The sequence below is a fragment of the Ereboglobus luteus genome, from assembly GCF_003096195.1.
Taxonomy (GTDB): domain Bacteria; phylum Verrucomicrobiota; class Verrucomicrobiia; order Opitutales; family Opitutaceae; genus Ereboglobus; species Ereboglobus luteus.
The window spans coordinates 3890444-3908541 of record NZ_CP023004.1 but is presented as its reverse complement, the minus strand read 5'-3'; the positions used below and the strand labels follow the sequence as shown (position 1 = coordinate 3908541).

Annotated in this window: 10 protein-coding genes; all 10 read left to right on the top strand. The window is 61.9% G+C overall.

What is annotated here, in order from left to right; translation table 11 throughout:
• Window positions 1-16 precede the first annotated feature (16 nt).
• The 10 genes from CKA38_RS14250 (at window position 17) to CKA38_RS14205 (ending at window position 17980) form a co-directional block, all read left to right on the top strand.
• Window positions 17-1156, top strand: coding sequence for a glycoside hydrolase family protein (locus tag CKA38_RS14250; protein ID WP_236919056.1), 1140 nt, complete (start codon window positions 17-19; stop codon window positions 1154-1156).
• A 91-nt stretch (window positions 1157-1247) separates the two neighbouring features.
• Entirely contained in the window at window positions 1248-3461 is a 2214-nt protein-coding gene (locus tag CKA38_RS14245; RefSeq protein WP_108826162.1) for a glycoside hydrolase family 31 protein, read from the top strand.
• Window positions 3462-3792: 331 nt separating this feature from the next.
• Window positions 3793-6642 carry an endopygalactorunase gene (locus CKA38_RS14240; protein WP_108826161.1) on the top strand — a complete coding sequence of 950 codons (2850 nt, stop codon included), beginning with the start codon at window positions 3793-3795 and terminating at the stop codon, window positions 6640-6642.
• A 179-nt stretch (window positions 6643-6821) separates the two neighbouring features.
• Window positions 6822-8108 carry an L-fucose:H+ symporter permease gene (gene fucP / locus CKA38_RS14235; RefSeq protein WP_108826160.1) on the top strand — a complete coding sequence of 429 codons (1287 nt, stop codon included), beginning with the start codon at window positions 6822-6824 and terminating at the stop codon, window positions 8106-8108.
• Between the two features lie 33 nt (window positions 8109-8141).
• Window positions 8142-9614, top strand: a complete 1473-nt coding sequence (locus CKA38_RS14230; RefSeq protein ID WP_108826159.1) for a DUF362 domain-containing protein — start codon at window positions 8142-8144, stop codon at window positions 9612-9614.
• Window positions 9611-10843 carry a glycoside hydrolase family 88/105 protein gene (locus CKA38_RS14225; protein ID WP_108826158.1) on the top strand — a complete coding sequence of 411 codons (1233 nt, stop codon included), beginning with the start codon at window positions 9611-9613 and terminating at the stop codon, window positions 10841-10843. Before CKA38_RS14230 ends, CKA38_RS14225 begins: the two co-directional genes overlap by 4 nt.
• A 99-nt stretch (window positions 10844-10942) precedes the next feature.
• A complete protein-coding gene (locus CKA38_RS14220) occupies window positions 10943-12499 on the top strand; it encodes a glycosyl hydrolase family 28-related protein (protein ID WP_108826157.1) in 1557 nt (518 codons plus the stop codon).
• A gap of 18 nt (window positions 12500-12517) precedes the next feature.
• Entirely contained in the window at window positions 12518-14680 is a 2163-nt protein-coding gene (locus CKA38_RS14215) for an alpha-galactosidase (RefSeq protein WP_108826156.1), read from the top strand.
• A gap of 21 nt (window positions 14681-14701) precedes the next feature.
• Complete coding sequence (locus tag CKA38_RS14210; protein ID WP_161554931.1) at window positions 14702-15766, top strand: uroporphyrinogen decarboxylase family protein; 1065 nt, start codon at window positions 14702-14704, stop codon at window positions 15764-15766.
• Between the two features lie 18 nt (window positions 15767-15784).
• Complete coding sequence (locus tag CKA38_RS14205; RefSeq protein WP_108826154.1) at window positions 15785-17980, top strand: glucosidase family protein; 2196 nt, start codon at window positions 15785-15787, stop codon at window positions 17978-17980.
• Window positions 17981-18098 lie beyond the last annotated feature (118 nt).

The window sequence follows — 18098 nt, the reverse complement described above, 5'->3', positions numbered from 1 at the left end:
CCGAAATATAATTCCGATGAAACTCATGCAGCAATCCACGTCTCTCCTATCCGCGCTGTTCGCGCTCGCCGTAGTCTTTGTTTCCGCCGCATCCGTGTCCGCGCAACCCGCGCAGCCGTTTCCCTCGCAGGGAATCGTCAAGCGCGCGGGCGGGTTTCAGATGGACGGCTACTGGGTCTGGGACGGCTCCGTGATCAAGGGCGAGGACGGCCTCTATCACATGTTCGCCTCGCGCTGGCCGAGGAACATCACGTTTCATCCGGGCTGGATGCTCAAGTCCGAGGTCGTGCACGCCACGTCGGAGACAATCGAGGGTCCCTACACGTTTCGCGATGTCGTGCTGCCCGCGCGCGGCGCCGAATACTGGGACGGACGCGCCACGCACAATCCCACCATCCGCAAACACGGCGACACCTACCTGCTTTTCTACATGGGCAGCACGCATCCGCTCGAGGATCCCGCGCCCGGTGTCCGGCTCACGTTGCAGGAGCCGCGCTGCATCGTCGCGCGCGCCAACAAACGCATCGGCCTCGCCACGGCGAAATCTCCCTACGGTCCGTGGACGCGCCTCGATCATCCCATCCTCGATTGCAAGCCCGGCACGTTTTACAGCCTGCTCACTTCGAACCCCGCGCCGGTCGTGCATGAGGACGGCTCGGTGCTCATGATTTTCAAATCGCGCCGTTTCGAGGGCACGCTCGCCGATCCGAAACAAAGCCACATGATGCTCGGCCTCGCGCGCGCCAAGCACTACGCCGGCCCCTACGAGGTCGTCGGCGACAAGCCACTTTTCGGACGCGAGCATTTCGGCGAGGTGGAGGACCCGTTTGTGTGGCAGTCGCCGCGCGGCGGCTACGAGCTCATCGCGAAGGACATGAGCGGCAAACTCTGCGGGGAAAAACACGCCGCCATCCACGCCACCTCGCCGGACGGCGAAAACTGGACTCTTTCCACCCCTGCGAAATCCTACACCAAGGTGCTCCGCTGGGACGACGGCTCGACACAGCGCATGGGCCACCTCGAGCGCCCGTTTGTGTATTTGGAAAACGGATACCCGCGCTATCTTTTCTGCGCCACCGCCGACGGCCCCGGCGGTTTCAACAACGCAAGCAAAACCTGGGTTGTCGCCATGCCGCTGGAAACCGTAACAAAGTAGCACAGACATTCCTGTCTGTGCCGAACCCCGAAACCTCCCGGACACAGACAAGAATGTCTGTGCCACCTTTTTCAAACCACTTCACTTTTTTATGACCACACTTCGACTCCTTAAAACCGCCGCCTGCGCGCTTTTTCTTTCGGCTCTTCAGCCTTTCAGCCCTTCAGCCTTTTCCTCCGCTCCTCCACCCAAGATCACTCCGACGTGGACCGAGGTTGCTCCCGGCGTCTGGAAGGCGGTCATCGGCACCCCCGACGATTACACGCTGCTCGGCGCGGCCGGAAATTTCGCGCCGCTCAAGGACGCGCTCGCTGCCATGCCCGCCGCGAAGTTCCCGCTTCACCGGGATGAAATCATCGGCCGCCTTGTGAACGGCAAAACCACGCTGCGTTTTCCGCTCGGCAACCGCGAGGACATCTACGGCCTCGGCGTCGAGTTCTCCTCCGTGCACCGCAACGGGCAAATCTTCCAGCTCCACGTCGACCATTATTCGCAAAAGCAAAACATCTCCGGCCGCACCCACGCGCCCGTGCCGTTTTATATTTCCGACAAGGGTTACGGCGTCTTCATCAACGCCGCGCGTTACCTGAACGTGAACGTCGGCGTGAGCGTGCGCCTCGATTCGAAAAACAAACCCGAGCCCGTTGACCGCAATCCCGTCGTGCCGGAAAAAACGAAATGGTCGTCCATGCCGCGCTCCGACTCGATCGAGTTTCTCGTGCCCGCCGCCGGCGCCGAGGTGTATGTTTTCGCCGGCCCGACGCCGATGGACGCCGTGCGCCGTTACAATCTCTTTTGCGGCGGCGGCGCGCTCCCGCCAAAATGGGGCCTCGGCTTCATGAGCCGCATGCCCGCCAAGACAACCGCCGATGAGGCGCTCGCCGAGGTGCGGAGGTTCCGCGAAAAAGGCTTCCCGCTCGACATGCTCGGCCTCGAACCCGGCTGGCACAGCGCCTCGTATCCCTGCACCTTCGAGTGGAACAAGGACCGATTCCCCGAACCCGAAAAATTCCTCGCCGAACTCGAAAAACTCAACGCCAGCGCCAACCTCTGGTTCAACCCCTACGTCTCGCCGCGCTCCACCGAACTCCACGGCAAGCTGCTCCCCTACGCCGCCGACCACCTCGTGTGGAACGGCATCGTGCCCGACTACACGATGCCCGAGGCGCGCAAGATATTTTCCGACCACATAACCAAAAACGTCATCCGCTCGCACCCCGCCGGGCTCGGCGGATTCAAGATCGACGAGGTTGACGGCTACGACCGCTACCTCTGGGCCGACGTCACCATTTTCCCCTCCGGCAGGGACGCCGAGCAACTCCGCCAGACCTACGGCCTGCTCATGCAGAAAATGGTTTACGACATTTACCGCGGCCTCAACCGCCGCACCTTCGGCCAGGTGCGCGGCTCCAACGGCGGCGCGTCGCCCCTCGGCTTCGGCATCTACAACGACAACTACAATTACAACGACTACATCACCGCCGTCGGCAACGCCTCCTTCGCCGGCGTGCTCTGGTCGCCCGAAGTTCGCGGCAGCAAGGGCCTCGACCAGCTCCGCCGCATCCAGGCCGTCTGCTGGTCGCCGCTCGCGCTGCTCAACGGCTGGAACTCCACCGCGAAACTCTGGGACTCGGAGCAATACGCCGCCGACGTGCGCGACGCCATCGTGCTGCGCATGCGCCTGCTCCCGTATTGGTATGCCAGTTTCGCGCAATACCGCTACGAGGGCACGCCGGTCATCCGCCCCATGCAACTGCTCGGCGGCATGAAACTCGCCGTGACCACCGAGACCGGCAAACTCGACGACACCGAAAACCCCTACGAACTCGGCAAGGTCAGTGAAGTGCGCGACCAATACATGGTCGGCGACAACATCCTCGTCGCCCCCATTTCCGCGTCGGTGAAAGAGCGCAAGGTGATTCTCCCTCCCGGCAAATGGTATGACTTCTACACGGGCAAATATGTTGGCGCGAACGAGACGATCACGGTCACGCCGCCGCCCTCGCAAATCCCGCTCTTTGTGCGCGACGGCGGCATCGTCCCCATGGTGCCCGAGCGCCACTGGGCACCCGGCCCGGACGAAATGCTCCCGCTCGAAGTCCGCCACTACGGCGCCGCGCCCGGCAGCTACGCGGTCTATGATGACGACGGCGTGACCTTCGACCACGAGCGCGGCGATTTCAGCTGGACCACGCTCGAAGTGAAGCGCGATGCGAAAGGCAAGCTCACCGGCCGCGTCATCCCCGACAAGTCTGGAAACAAATGGCGCTACTCGACGGTGACATGGGTTTTCATGACGAAGTAGAAATCTAGCAAAACACGCTTGCGCGGAGCGGCGGCGTCCCGCCGCCGACAACTCCACATTGCGCAACCGTCTTCGGTATTCACTTTGCGTTTCAAACCCCCAACGAGGTTTCACAATTTAGATGACATGAAGCCGACAAGTTGGGGAATTGTGCCCCGCCTGTCGGCTTCATGTCATCTGACGAGTGGGGCGCCTTTGGTGCCATCAAACAAGTTCGCCCAAAAACGCCCCAATAGTCCAAAAGGCCCAATCAGCGTCGTTCACAAAATTCCCCGCATCCAAATCATTGCAGCATCAAACCCTGTTCGTTAACCCTGTTTCATCACACACAATGCGTCCACTCCCCGCACTCGCCCTTTGCATTTTTCTCATGGCCGGCCCTGGCCGCGCGCACGCCGCGGCAACACCGAACATCGCGTCCGTCACCGGCGACACGATCACGCTGATCACCGGCACCACGTATTCATTCACGGTTGATTCACAGCGGGATGAGGGCCTCGTCTCCACCGCCGCCACCGTGGCGCAACTCGCCAAACAACTCGCACCATCCGGCAAAATCACCATCACGCGCGCCGGCAAAAAACTCGACGATGCCGACACGCCCGCCGCCGGCGACACGCTTGTCATCGCCGGAAAACCAAAACGCACCCTCGCCATCAAGACCACCGAGGCCGCGCTTGCCGGCTCGCTCACGCTCCACCGCGAATCAATCACCGCCGGGGCCGCGCCCTCCGAAATCACGCTCGACTTCACCGCCGGCCAGCGCACGCCAAACGCCACCGTCGCCTTTGAAATTCCCGCCGGCATCAATGTCACCATGGACAACACCTTCGTGAACGTCATCGGACGCGGCGAAGTTCCGCTCAGCGGACTCGCCACGCAATCCATTGGGCGCACCGGCACGAATTATTCCTACAAGCAAGTCGGGCGCGTTTCCATCAAGGGCGACCCGTCCACCGGCCAGGCGGTTCTCTTCACCGGTATCGACCTGCGCCCGCTCAACACGCCCGACATCCGCCTGCGCATCACCGGCGTCCAGCTCGCGAAAACGGGCGATTATATTTTCAAGGCCGTTTACAAAACCACCGCGCCGAAATCCCTCTCCAGCCCGATGGACGCGCCTTCGTCGGTCGCAAAACTCACCGCGACCAATTCCATTTCCGATTTCGCCCGCGAACCGCTCCGCCAGTTCACCTACACCGAAAACGCCGACACCCACACGAGCGCGACCTTCACGTGGGCGCCCGTGCGTTCCTCCGGCAGCGAAGCCGCCATTCAAATTTCGACCGACAACGCCCGCACGTGGAAAACACTGCGCTCCGTCAATCTCGCCGACGGCTCCGTATCCGTTAAGGGAATCGAGCCGGGCAAACTTTGCGCGTTCAGGCTCGCGGTTTCCGGCGGCTCAGCGGCCGGAAATTCAAACGTGGAATGGTATTACTCGGGCAAGCGGGACATCAAATCTTTCGGCGTCAATGGCAACGGCGAAACCGACGAAACCAACGCCATCAACGCCGCCATCGCGGAAACCCACCGCCTCGGCGGCGGCACGCTCCGCTTCACCAAAGGCGACTACAACGTCCGCACGCTGCACCTCCTCAGCAACGTCTGGCTCTACCTCGACGCCGGCGCGACCATCCAGTGCATCGGCGATTGCGACGAACCCGAACCCACCTGGTTCAGCGACCGCGACTACCGCAGCGGCCTCAATCCCACCGACCCCAAGCCCTACCGCGAACCCGAAAATTGGCTCACGAAACAGGACGTCGGCCACACCTTTTTCCGTAACGCCATGTTTTTTGCCGAGCGGCAGGACAACATAAAAATCGTCGGCACCGGACGCATCACGGGCAACGGCAAGATCGCCACATCCGACAGGGTCATGAACAGTCCCGCCGGCAAGCGCGCCGACAAAATGTTCACGCTCAAACTCTGCACCAACATCGAAATCGGCGGCCACTCCAATGGAAAAGACCTCTGGTATGACAGGGAAAAGGACGTGCCCTATTACATCGAATACGACGACGCCGGCGCGCGCCATCACAACTTCGACGTGTCCAACATGCTCCACATCGACCGCGGCGGCCACTTCGTCGTCCTCGCCACCGGCTCCGACGACCTGCACATGCACGACACCTATTTTGCAAAACACCACTCCGGCAACGCGCGCGACATCTACGACTTCATGGCTTGCGGCAATGTCACCGTCACCAACATCTACTCAAAAGTCAGTTCCGACGACATCGTGAAACCCGGCTCCGATTGCTCGCTCGGCTTCACGCGCCCCGTCCGCAATTACAAGGTTCGCAACATCGTCGGCGACACCAACTGCAACCTCTTTCAAATCGGCTCCGAAACCGCCGACGACATCCAGGACCTCTGCGTGGACAACATCTACGTGCTTGCCGCGAACAAGGCCGGCTTCTCCATCTCGACCAACGACGGCGCGCACATCAAAAACGTCCACCTCAACTGCGGGCACACCGGCACGCTACACTCGCGCAGCAAAATGCTCCGCACGCGTGCCCCGTTCTTCATCTCCATCTCGAACCGCGGCCGCGTGCTCGGCGCCGATGTGGAGCGTTACAAATTCGATGAAAATGGCTCCGTGCGCGACGAACTCCTCGTCACCAACTCCGACATCGGCCGGGTCGAGAACATCATCATCAACGCGATCGACTGCGAGGAAGTTTACGGCGGCAGCTCCTACGGCAACAAACCCCGCTGGCGCGCCTACGACGGCAAGCTGAACCGCGCCACGCCGATCATCGCCGGCTTCAAAATTCCCGACAACAAAGACGTGCACGGCGGCCTGAAGTTCAAGCTGCCCAACGGCCTTCACACCGGCTACATCACCAACGTGCAGTTCACCGACGTCACCGTGCTCGTGAAAGGCGGCAACCCCGAAAGCGACAGGGACGCGAACCCTCCGGAAATCGGCGTCGGCCGCTACAACGTCGGCGATTTGAAGACGCAGCCCGCGTATGGTTTCTGGGCGCGCCACGTGAAGGATTTTCTCCTCAAGGATTGCGCGGTGAATTACGAAACCCCCGACGCCCGCCACGCCGTTGTGCTCGACGACGTGATCGGCGCGCGCATCGAAAACCTTAAAGCCCCGACGCCCGAAAACGGCGCCCTCCTCGTCAAAAAAATCAAGTCTCAGGACGTGATCATAAAATAAGGCGCCCCCCAGTAAAACTGTATTCGCGAGGGTGGGCGGGCGCGCCGGGCGCGCCGAAGAGTCAAATTACCTATCCTCGCGCAAACAGTCACCCGCTCTCCTCACCCTCAATATAACATGACCCAACCCGCCCCCTCCGATCCTTCGTCCACCGCCCGCCAGCCCGTGATCCCCCAGGCATGCTGCTCACGTTCGTCCTCGTCACCTCGCTGTTCGCGCTGTGGGGTTTTGCGAACGACATCACCAACCCGATGGTGGCGGCGTTCAAAAACATCCTGCTCATTTCGAATTTTCAAAGTGCTTGGGTGCAGGCCGCGTTTTACGGCGGCTATTGCGTCATGGCTATTCCGGCGGCGCTGTTCATTCGTTGGTTCGGTTACAAAAAAGGCATCATCACCGGACTGGCTTTGTATTCGATGGGATGCTTCATGTTCGTGCCGGCGGGAAACGCGATGGCGTTCGGTGCGTTTCTCGCGGCTTATTTTACCATGACGTGCGGGTTGGCGTTTCTTGAGACGACGGCCAACCCCTACATCCTCTCGCTCGGCTCCGAGGAGACCGCGACGCGGCGCTTGAATTTCTCGCAGGCGTTCAACCCCATCGGCTCGCTCACGGGCATGCTGGTGGCGCGCAATCTCATCCTCGCAAAACTCGACCAGACTCCGGAGGCCGCGCGCCGCGTGCTCGCGGAAACCGATCCGGCGGCGTTCGCTGCGATGCAGAAAAACGACCTCGGCGTGATCGTCGGCCCCTACCTGATGCTGGGCGTCGTCGTGCTTTTTATGTTTGTTGTCTTCCTGGTCGCAAGGCTGCCCGAGGGCGTTTCGCACGAACCCTCCGGCAAAAACGGCGAGGCGAGATCGACGGCGCTGGGCGCGACCGTGAAACGGCTTTTCACCAACCCGTGCTACCTGCTCGGCGTGGTGGCGCAGGCGTTCTACGTCGGCGTGCAGATCATGGTGTGGACCTTCATCATCCAATACGCCGAGAACGAACTCGGCATGCGCAAGGACGTCGCGCAGGGCTACAACATGGTCGCGATGGGGATTTTTGTGACGAGTCGCTTCGTCTGCACGTATCTGCTAAAATACATCCGTCCCGCGCAACTGCTGCTGCTGCTCGCGAGCTGCGGCGGCGCCTTCACGTGCGGCACGATTTTCATCAAGGGCATGACGGGGCTGTATTGCCTCGTGGCGGTCTCGGCGTGCATGTCGCTCATGTTCCCGACGATCTACGGCATCGCGCTCAAGGGACTCGGCGACGACGCGAAGCTCGCGTCGGCCGGCTTGATTGTCGCGATCGGCGGCGGCTGCGTGATGCCGCCGTTGCAAGGCCTGATCATCGACAAGGGCCACTGGTTCGGCGAGGCGCTCTCCTCGACGCGCGTGTCGTTTGTCCTTCCGCTGCTCTGCTTCGCGGTGATCGCCGCCTACGCGCTCTTCGTCAAAAAACACAGGACGCAATAAAAATCCCAATCAACCCCCCGCCACACATTTCACATGAAAGCACACACCCTTCACCTCCTCCGCCTCGTCATCCTTCCATTATTCATTTTTCATTTTCCATTATTCATTAGCGCGCAGCGCGCCACCCCCGGCCCCACCAAGACAAAATACAACTGGGTTCCCGAAGCGTCCAACCAGCCTGTTGGTGCCGCGCGAGGCATCTTTCCCGGGCGCGTCGTCTGGGCGCACGATCCCGGCGCGGCGAAGTGGAGCGGCGATTGGAAAAACGCAAAAGACCCCTGGTGGTCCGACGAAGCCACCAGCCAGCCCCGCACCGACGCCATGGTCTCCAGCACGCTCCGCTCGCTCACCGGCGCGCAAACCGACACCGCCGCGTGGACGGCCATTTTTGAGTATTATAACAAAACCATTGCCCCGCTCATGGGCGTCAAGCGCCCCGCCCGCGGCTACCAGCCCGGCGAAATCGTTGCCGTCAAGGTCAACCTGAACTCCACCAGCGGCAAGAACGACCGCCGCGATTCCATGCGCAACAACAACACCTCCGACGTCACCCCGCAAATCATCCTCGCCACCGTCCGCCAGCTCGTGCACCACGCCGGCGTCGCGGAAAAAGACATCCTCATTTACGACGCCAAGCGCGTCGTTTTCACCCAGCTCCTGCAAAAAGTCTGGGATGAATTTCCCGACGTCCGCTTCCTCCAGGAGCGCACCGTCACCGACGACCAGCGCCATTCCTCCCATCGCGGCCGCCCGCGCATCGAGCGCCCAGACTGGACAACCGCGCTCACTTATTCCAACGGCACCGAAAACGGCCGCAACAACCCGCAGGACATTCCCCGCCAAGTCCTCGACGCCACCTATATCATCAACCTCGCCATCCTCAAAAATCACTCCTATCCCTACAGCAACATGGAGGGCCGCGACGAGGGCCAGACCGGCGTCACGCTCACCGGCAAAAACCACTACGGCTCCATCCAAGGCCCCTCCGCGCTCCACAAGGCGATCAACACAAACCAAGAGGGCGGCAAAAAAGTGTATTCCCCCATGGTCGATCTCGCCGCGTCGCCCAACCTCGGCGCGAAAACCATCCTCTACATGCTCGACGGCATGTATTCCGCCCGCAAGCACACCTCATACCCGATCCACTTCCCCAACGCCCCTTTCAACAATAGCAACTATCCCTACAAAAACCCCTCCTGGCCCTCCTGCATCCTCGCCTCGCTCGACGGCGTGGCGCTCGATTCCGTCGGCCTCGACATCCTTTACTCGCAAACAAAGGACAACGCCGACCGCGACAACCTCAACCGCCCCTGGCTCATTGTCCGCGAAAACGCCGACGACTACCTCCATGAAATGGCCCTCGCCAACAATCCCCCTCGCGCACCAAATACCGCCAGTCTAGGCAAACCGTCCCCAGCCTCGGCGTTCACGAACACTGGAACGACGACTATCACCGCCAATACAGCCGCAACCTCGACCCGCAAAACGGCAAGGGCATCGAATTGATATACATTCGCACCGACCTCACTCCCGCGGAAAACGCCGCGCTCAAGCTCCCCCGTCGTCGCACCTCGCAAGGAGTCGCCAACGCCCTCCTCCCTCAATACACCGTCGAGCAAGCCCCGCCCAACTGGGCCGTCGCCGCCGCCGAGTCCGTCATGGCCCGCTACCCCGATTACCGCGAAGCCTACTGGAAACCTTGGAACTACGTCACCGGATACATGCTCAACGGTTTCGAAATGTTGTATAAAAAGACCGGCGATAAAAAATACTACGATTATATTAAAAAATACATGGACAACTTTGTGGATGCCGGTGGCAATTTCACCGCCGTCAACCCGTCCCGCAAAAACGCGCCCGACCGTCCCCGCGACAACCTCGATAATATAATGACCGGCTCGATGCTCGTCGCCATGTATGAACACACAAAGGACGAGCGCTATAAAAAAGCCGCCGAGGTTTTCCGCCGCGCCTTCGACGACTATCCCCGCAACCCCGACGGCGGCTTCTGGCACGGACGCGGCACCACCGGCCAGATGTGGATCGACGGCATCTTCATGGGCCAGATGTTCCTCACCCGCTACGGCGCCGTGATCGGCGACACGCAATACTGCTTCGACGAGGCAGCGAAACAAATCCTCATTTATACAAAACACGAAAAAGGAAACACCGGCCTCTATTATCACGGCTGGACGGCGAATCCGGAGCTCCGCGAATGGGCCGACAAAAAAACCGGCCTCTCCACCGACGTATGGGCCGAGGGACACGGCTGGTATGCGCTCATCATAAGCGAAACCTTAAAACTCATGCCCGCCGACCACGCCAAGCGCCCGGAACTCATCGCCCTTCACGCCAAAGTCGCCGAGGGCCTGAAAAACTTCCAGGACGAAAAGACCGGCGGTTGGTGGAACATCGTCGATAAAGGCGGCCGCCCCGGCAACTTCATCGACCCATCCGGCACCGCCATGTTTATATACATGCTCAAGCGCGGCATTGAAATGAACCTCCTCGATTCGGCCGTATACACACCCGTCGTCGAGCGCGGTTACGCCGCGCTCCTCTCCATGACGCGCATCAACGAGCACGGACTCGTCGACGTTTGGGGCGGTTGCGACGGCGTGAGCATCCAGAAAAACTACGACGCCTACGCCTCCCGCAAGCGCATGGTCAACGCCAAGGAAACCTACGCCGGTTTCCTCTGGGCCGCCGTCGTCATGGAGGATTATAATAAATAATATATTATTAATAAGCACAAGTTGCGCGAATATACACAAATATCAAAGACCTGAATTGTGGTAACTCGCGCGATTCATTTTCAAAACACACATCCATTTATGAAATCCACATTCCGCAACCTCTGCGCATTCTTCATTATACATTCTTCATTCTTCATTAGTGGCGCCACCGGCGCCACGTCCTCGTGGGTGTTTCCCGGTCCCGACGGACGCCTCGTTTATGAAACCACGCCCGCGGGCGACCGCATCATGGACTTCTCGCACGCCGGCTACAAGGGCGGCGGAGTCGCGCTCCCCGTCGTGCCCGTCAAGCTCACCGTCCAGCCTCTCGCCGATAAAAACGCCGACGCCACCGCGCACATCCAGGCCGCCATTGACAAAGTCTCCGCGCGCCCGCCCGACGCCAACGGCTTCCGCGGGGCCGTGCTTCTCGCCCCCGGCGATTACACCTGCACCGAGCCGCTTCGCGTCAACGCCAGCGGCGTCGTGCTTCGCGGCAGCGGCGCCACCGGTCCGAACGCCAGCACAATCAAGATGGCCGGCCCCAAGCACAACGCGCTCTACGTCGGCGGCGATCGCTACACAATCCCCGGCAACAGCACCGACGAAACCGCCATCACCGACCGCTACGTCCCGGCGGGCTCAAAAACGTTCACCGTTGCAAACGCGAAAAATTATTCCGTCGGCGACACCATTGTCATCCGCAGAACCGTGACCGCCGAATGGATAGAATTGCTCGAAATGCACACCCTCTTCCGCAACGGAAAACCGCAAATTTGGATGAAGCCCGGCAGCAAATTTTCTGCCCTGCGCTCCATAGCCGCCATCGACAAAAACACCATCACGCTCGACATCCCGCTGCCCGATTACATCGACGTGAAAAACCTCCCCGCCAACGGCGCCACCATTGCCAAGATCGGCCAACCCGTCGCCGTCTCGCTCTGCGGCATTGAAAATCTCCGCATCCAGTCGCCCGAGCAACCCGTGAATCACTCGAAAAAACTCTACTCCGCCATCCGCATGAAAGCCGAGGACAGCTGGATGCGTGACGTGCGCATTGAGGAAACGATGGACAGTGTCAGCGTGAACGGCCGCCGCATCACGCTTGAGCGAGTCGATGTCATTCGCAAGGCGCGCCACGAAGGCTCCTCCAAGCCCGCCGAGTTCGCGCCCAACGGCGGACAGATCCTCCTCTCGCGCTGCTCGGTCGAGGGCGACAACGTGTGGTTCGTCGCCACGGGCAGCCGTCACGTCGGCCCCATCGTGATTCTCGAATGCACATTCAATGGCAAAAGCCGCCTCGAGGGCCACATGGGCTGGACGACCGGCATGCTTGTTGACAACTGCAAGCTCCCCGACGGAGGCATTGATTTCAAAAACCGCGGCACCGCCGGCTCCGGGCACGGCTGGGGCCTCGGCTGGTCGGTCGCATGGAATTGCGTCGCGAAAACCCACACCATCCAGCAACCCGCGAGCGCCTTCAACTGGGCCATCGGCTGCACCTGGCTGGACAAGGACGCCGCACGGCGCGAAATCAAGAATCCCGGCACCTTCGATTCCAACGACAAACCCGTCACCCCGCGCAGCCTCTATCTGACGCAACTCCGCGAGCGCCTCGGCCCCGAAGCCCTCCGCGCCATCGGCTACTCGGAGTAACACCCAAACTTTAATCACATGAACAAACGCTCCGTTTCCGCCGCTCTCCTGCTGTTGTTTTTGGCTTTTCATATTTCGCTCTTCAGCGCGCCCGCCCGGCAAATCTCGATCGGCACTGGCAACACCGAGCTTGTTCTCCTCGCCGGAAAAGACGGGCGTCTTTATCAACTCCACTACGGCGCCGCTTCCCCCGCGGGCAAACCCCGGCAATCCGCCTCCCGCGATGACGAGGCATACCCCCAATACGGCAACGGCTTCCTGCACGAACCCGCACTCCGGGTCACCCACGCCGACGGCAACACCTCCACCGACCTGCGCTACGTTTCGCACACTGCCGCCGACGACCCCGCGCGCGCCGGCGTCACGCACACTCGCATCGAACTCGCCGATCCCGCCTATCCCGGTTTTCGCGTCGCGCTCAACTATCGCGCCTACGCCGCCGAAAACATCATCGAGCAATGGGCCGAGATCACCAACAACGAACCCGGCGCGATCACCCTGTCGCGTTACGCCTCCGCCGCGCTCGTCGCAAAATCAACCGCCTACCACCTCACGCAAATCCACGGCGCCTACATGCGCGAGGCAAGCCTGGCCGAGGAGCGGCTCGCCCCCGGTATCAAAATTTTGGATACAAAACTCGGCGTGCGCGCGCACCAGTTTCGCGCGCCCAACTTCATCCTCTCGCTCGACGGCCCCGCGCGCGAGGAAACCGGCCGCGTCATCGGCGGCGCGCTCGCATGGTCGGGTAACTTCCAGTTCGCGTTTGAAATCGACAACGCCAACCGCCTCCGCGCCCTCTGCGGCATCAACCCCTTCGCCTCCGAATACATCCTCGCCCCCGGCGACACCTTCGCCACGCCCGCCTTGCTCCACACCTTTTCCACCGAGGGCAGGGGCGGCATGTCGCGCAACTTTCACCGCTGGGCGCGCGCTCACGGCATCCGCGACGGCGCCAAGCCGCGCCCCGTGCTCCTCAACAACTGGGAGGCCACCCATTGCGATTTCGACGAAAACAAGCTCATCTCCCTCTTCGAGGGCGCGCGCGAAGTCGGCGCCGATTTGTTCCTCCTCGACGACGGCTGGTTCGGCAACAAATACCCCCGCGACAACGACCGCGCCGGACTCGGCGACTGGGAAGTCTGCCGCAAAAAACTCCCCAACGGACTCACGCACCTCGCCGACGCCGCCATCGCCAGGGGCGTCGCCTTCGGCATCTGGCTCGAGCCCGAAATGGTCAATCCCGCCAGCGAACTTTTTGAAAAACACCCCGACTGGGTCATCACCCAACCCAAGCGCGAGCTCACCTACGGACGCAACCAGCTCATCCTCGATCTCACCCGCCCCGAAGTGCGGGCATTCGAACGCTCCATCATCGACAACACCCTCGCGCCCAACCCCGGCATCACTTACGTGAAATGGGACTGCAATCGCTACGTCACCCAGCCCGGCTCCTCCCATCTCCCCGCCGGCCGGCAATCGCACCTGCTCATCGACTACCAGCATCATCTCTACGACCTCATGCGCCACATGGCGGAAAAATATCCCGGCGTCATGGCCATGCTCTGCTCCGGCGGCTCCGGACGCGTCGATTACGGCGCCATGCGCCACTTCCACTCCTTCTGGCCGTCGGACAACACCGACCCGCACCAGCGCGTCTTCATCCAGTGGGGCTTCAGTCAGTTTTTCCCGTCAAACACCCTCTCAGCGCACGTCACCAATATGGGCAAAAAACCGCTCAAGTTTGCCATCGACGTCGCCCTCTCCGGCGCCTTCGGAATCGACCGCGACATCTCGCGCTGGACTCCCGCCGAACGCGCCCAGGTCGCCGCCGCCTCGAAACTCTACCGCGAGCACATCCGCCCCATCACCGCCGACGGCGATCTTTACCGTCTCGCCTCGCCCTACGACCAGCCCCGCGCCGTGCTCGAATACGTTTCGCAAGACCGCGCCGCCGCGCTCGTCTTCATCTACAATCTCGGCGAGGTCGCCTATCCCGCGATCAAGCCGCTCGGACTCGATCCCGCCAAAACCTACCGCGTCCGCGAAATCAACCTCGCGCCCGGCGCCACCTCCCGCCTGAAACCCTACGCCGCCGACGGCGCGACCCTGATGCGCGACGGCTTCGCCGCCCCCCTCCGCCGCTCCCTCGAAAGCGCGATAATAGAAATCACCGCGGAATAATTTTTTAACCAAATGACAAACATGAACCGACGCTCCTTTCTCAAAACATCCGCGCTCGCCGCCGCCACAACCGCATTCTCCGGGATGCTCCCGACGACAAATGCCGCGCCCGAAAAAACGCGCCGCCCGGCCGCCTCGAACAAACGCGACCTCGTGATGCGAATGCTCGACGCGAACGTTTCGCACTCCTACATCCCGGCAGGATTCTTCATGCACTTTCCGCGAAACCAGCGCTCCGGCGACGCCGCCATCCGCGCCCATGCCGACTACTTCCGCGCCACCGGCATGGATTTCGTTAAAATCCAGTTCGAGCAATCCTACCCCAAATGCCCCGACATCAAAAAGCCCTCCGACTGGCGCAACATTCCCGTCCTCGACGAATCCTTTTTTGAGCCCACGCTCCACGTCATCCGCGGCCTCATGAGCGAACTCAAATCCGAGGCGCTCATCCTCCCCACCATCTACGGCCCCTACCAAATGGCAAAGCAGGCCGTGCACTGGAAAACCCTCGTCGCGCACGCCAACGAAGACCCCGAGGCCGTCAAGCGCGGCATGGAAAACGTTTACCTCTCCGTCATGAAATTCGTGAACGCCGCCGTCCGCCTCGGCGTTGACGGCTTCTACACCTGCACGCAAGGCGGCGAATCCAACCGCCTTGCCGCGCGCCCCGTTTTTGAGAACGTCGTCAAAACCTACGACCTGCTCATGATGAAACAAGTCGCCGCCGCCACGCCCTTCAACATCCTCCACATCTGCGACCACGACGGCCCCTACGACACCGGCGACTTCGCCGCCCGCTTCGCCGACTATCCCGGCCACATCGTCAACATCCCCAACGAAGCCGACGGCAAACACCTCTCCCTCTCCCAAGCCGCCGCGCTGTTCCAACGCCCCGTCATGGGCGGCCTCGACCGCAAAGGCGTCCTCGCCACCGGCACGCCCGCCCAAATCCGCGCCACCGTCCGCGACCTCCTTCGCGACGCGCCCGACCGCGTCATCCTCGCCGCCGACTGCACCGTGGCCCCGACAACGCCAATCGAAAATCTCCGCGCCGCCATCGAAACCGCGCACACCTTTCGCTCATAAAAACACACACAGCGCTCCATGAAAAACCACCGCATCCTGCCCGCCGCCGCGCTCCTCCTTTCACTCTTCACCCTTCACCTTTCACCCTTCGCGGCTGCGGATGCAGCCGCGCCCGCGCCCGCGTCCGCGTCCCGATGGGCGATTGATCCGACCGACGGCGGCATCACCTGGACAATAAAAAAAGCGCCCAAGCCCGCGCCCGAAACCCTCGCGCCCAACGCCCCGCCGCCAGCCGAATACGCGCCGCACACCGACCGCATCGAAATGTCCGGCCTGCACATCTCGGCGCTGGTCACCTACGGCATCGACAACCGCGCCGCCCCCGTCCTCTCCCGCCAGCTCATCTGGCCCATGCTCCGCTTCGAGCCCAACAAAACGCGCGACCATCTCGACCTCACCTTCCCCGACTCCCCGCGCATCCTCATCAACGGCGCGGCCAACCTCCGCGAAACCGTCACCCGCGTTCACCACCGCGGCCTCATCACAATCGAAAGCCGTTTCGTCATCCGCAACACCCCCGGCGAAATCAAGCTCACGCGCACCCTTTTCCCATCGCCCGACAAGCCCGCCTACCTCGAACGCTACACCTTCGCCAACAACACCAAAACCGAAGTCACCGTCGAACTCGAGGACATGGTCAAAACCATCCGCCCCGCCGCCTCGCGCCGGCACATCTACGACACCGGCTACACCGCCACCTCGCGCGTCCTCAATCCCGCGCCCCGAAAACTCGCCCCCGGCGAAGCCGCCACATTCACCTACGCCATCATCGCGCAAAAGAATTCCGAGCACGCCGCGCGCCCCGTCGCCCAAACACTCGACTCCGACGCCGAGCTCGCCGCGCGCCGCGCCCGCGTCGCCTACTGGCTCGACAACCTCCAGCTCGAAACGCCCGACCCCGTTTTGAACACCACCTTCGCCTTCGCCAAAATCCGCGTCACCGAAAGCATCTTCGACACCGCCGGCGGACTCATGCAAGGCCCCGGCGGCGCGGCCTACTACGCCGCCATCTGGGCCAACGACCAGGCCGAATACGCAGGCCCCTTCACGCCCTTCCTCGGCGACCGCCTCGGCGACGCCTCCTCGCTCAACGCCTACCGCGTCTTCGCCAAATACATGAACCCCGGCTACCGCGCCATCCCCAGCTCCATCACCGCCGAGGGCAAAACCACCTGGCAGGGCGCCGGCGACCGCGGCGACATGGCCATGATCGCCTACGGCGCGGCCCGCTTCGCGCTCGCCTACGGTGACAAACAAATCGCCGCCGAACTCTGGCCCCTCATCGAATGGTGTCTCGAATACTGCCATCGCAAAATCGACGCCCGCGGTGTGGTCGCCTCCGATTCCGACGAACTCGAAAACCGATTCCCTGCCGGCAAGGCCAACCTCTGCACCTCGACCCTCTACTACGACGCGCTCCTCTCCGCCGCGTATCTTGGCAAGGACCTCGGCAAACCCGCCGCACAACTCGACACCTACCGCCGCCAGGCCGCCGCCCTTCGCACCGCCATCGAAACCCACTTCGGCGCCAAGGTCGAAGGTTACGACACCTACCGCTATTTTGACAAAACCGACTACGCCAACGCCGCCGCCGGAAAACCTGAAAACCGCCGCCTCGCGCGCCACGCCGCCTACTTCAACAAACCCGACATCCTCCGCGCCTGGATCTGCATGCCCCTGACCGTCGGCATCCCCGACCGCGCCCCCGGCACCATCGACGCGCTCTTCTCCCCGCGCCTCTGGACTGACGACGGCCTCGCCACCGAAGCCGGCCAGATAACATTCTGGGACCGCTCCACGCTCTACGCGCTCCGAGGTGTTTTTGCCGCCGGCGACACCAAGCGCGCGCTCGACTACCTGACCCTTTACAGCAACCGACGGCTCCTCGGCGAGCACGTCCCCTACGCGATCGAAGCCTGGCCCGAAGGCGACCAGCGCCACCTCTCCACCGAAAGCGGCCTCTATTGCCGCATCTACACTGAAGGCATCTTTGGCATTCGTCCCACGGGACTGCGCAGCTTCGCCTGCACCCCGCGCCTCCCGGCCGGATGGCGGCAAATGGCGCTCCGCAAAATCAAAGCCTTCGGCCAAACCTTCGACCTCTCGATCACGCGCGACGGCAAAAACCTAAAACTCACCGTCACCCGCGACGGCCGCCCCGCGATCACCCAAACTATCGCCCCCGGCCAAACGGCGGACATCACATTACCCTGACCCATGAGCATCGCGCCGCTCCTATCGTCACAGTGGCGCGCAATGGCGTGAATGAGGTGGCTTTGACTCATCCAAACGCTTCAATACATTGGCTGGCATGACTGCTATAGCAGTTCAT

Excerpts from the sequence above, each read along its gene's own strand:
- CKA38_RS14250 (WP_236919056.1), top strand. The coding sequence starts at position 17 with ATGAAACTCATGCAGCAATCCACGTCTCTCCTATCCGCGCTGTTCGCG.
- CKA38_RS14245 (WP_108826162.1), top strand. The coding sequence starts at position 1,248 with ATGACCACACTTCGACTCCTTAAAACCGCCGCCTGCGCGCTTTTTCTT.
- CKA38_RS14240 (WP_108826161.1), top strand. The coding sequence starts at position 3,793 with ATGCGTCCACTCCCCGCACTCGCCCTTTGCATTTTTCTCATGGCCGGC.
- fucP (WP_108826160.1), top strand. The coding sequence starts at position 6,822 with ATGCTGCTCACGTTCGTCCTCGTCACCTCGCTGTTCGCGCTGTGGGGT.
- CKA38_RS14230 (WP_108826159.1), top strand. The coding sequence starts at position 8,142 with ATGAAAGCACACACCCTTCACCTCCTCCGCCTCGTCATCCTTCCATTA.
- CKA38_RS14220 (WP_108826157.1), top strand. The coding sequence starts at position 10,943 with ATGAAATCCACATTCCGCAACCTCTGCGCATTCTTCATTATACATTCT.
- CKA38_RS14215 (WP_108826156.1), top strand. The coding sequence starts at position 12,518 with ATGAACAAACGCTCCGTTTCCGCCGCTCTCCTGCTGTTGTTTTTGGCT.
- CKA38_RS14210 (WP_161554931.1), top strand. The coding sequence starts at position 14,702 with ATGAACCGACGCTCCTTTCTCAAAACATCCGCGCTCGCCGCCGCCACA.
- CKA38_RS14205 (WP_108826154.1), top strand. The coding sequence starts at position 15,785 with ATGAAAAACCACCGCATCCTGCCCGCCGCCGCGCTCCTCCTTTCACTC.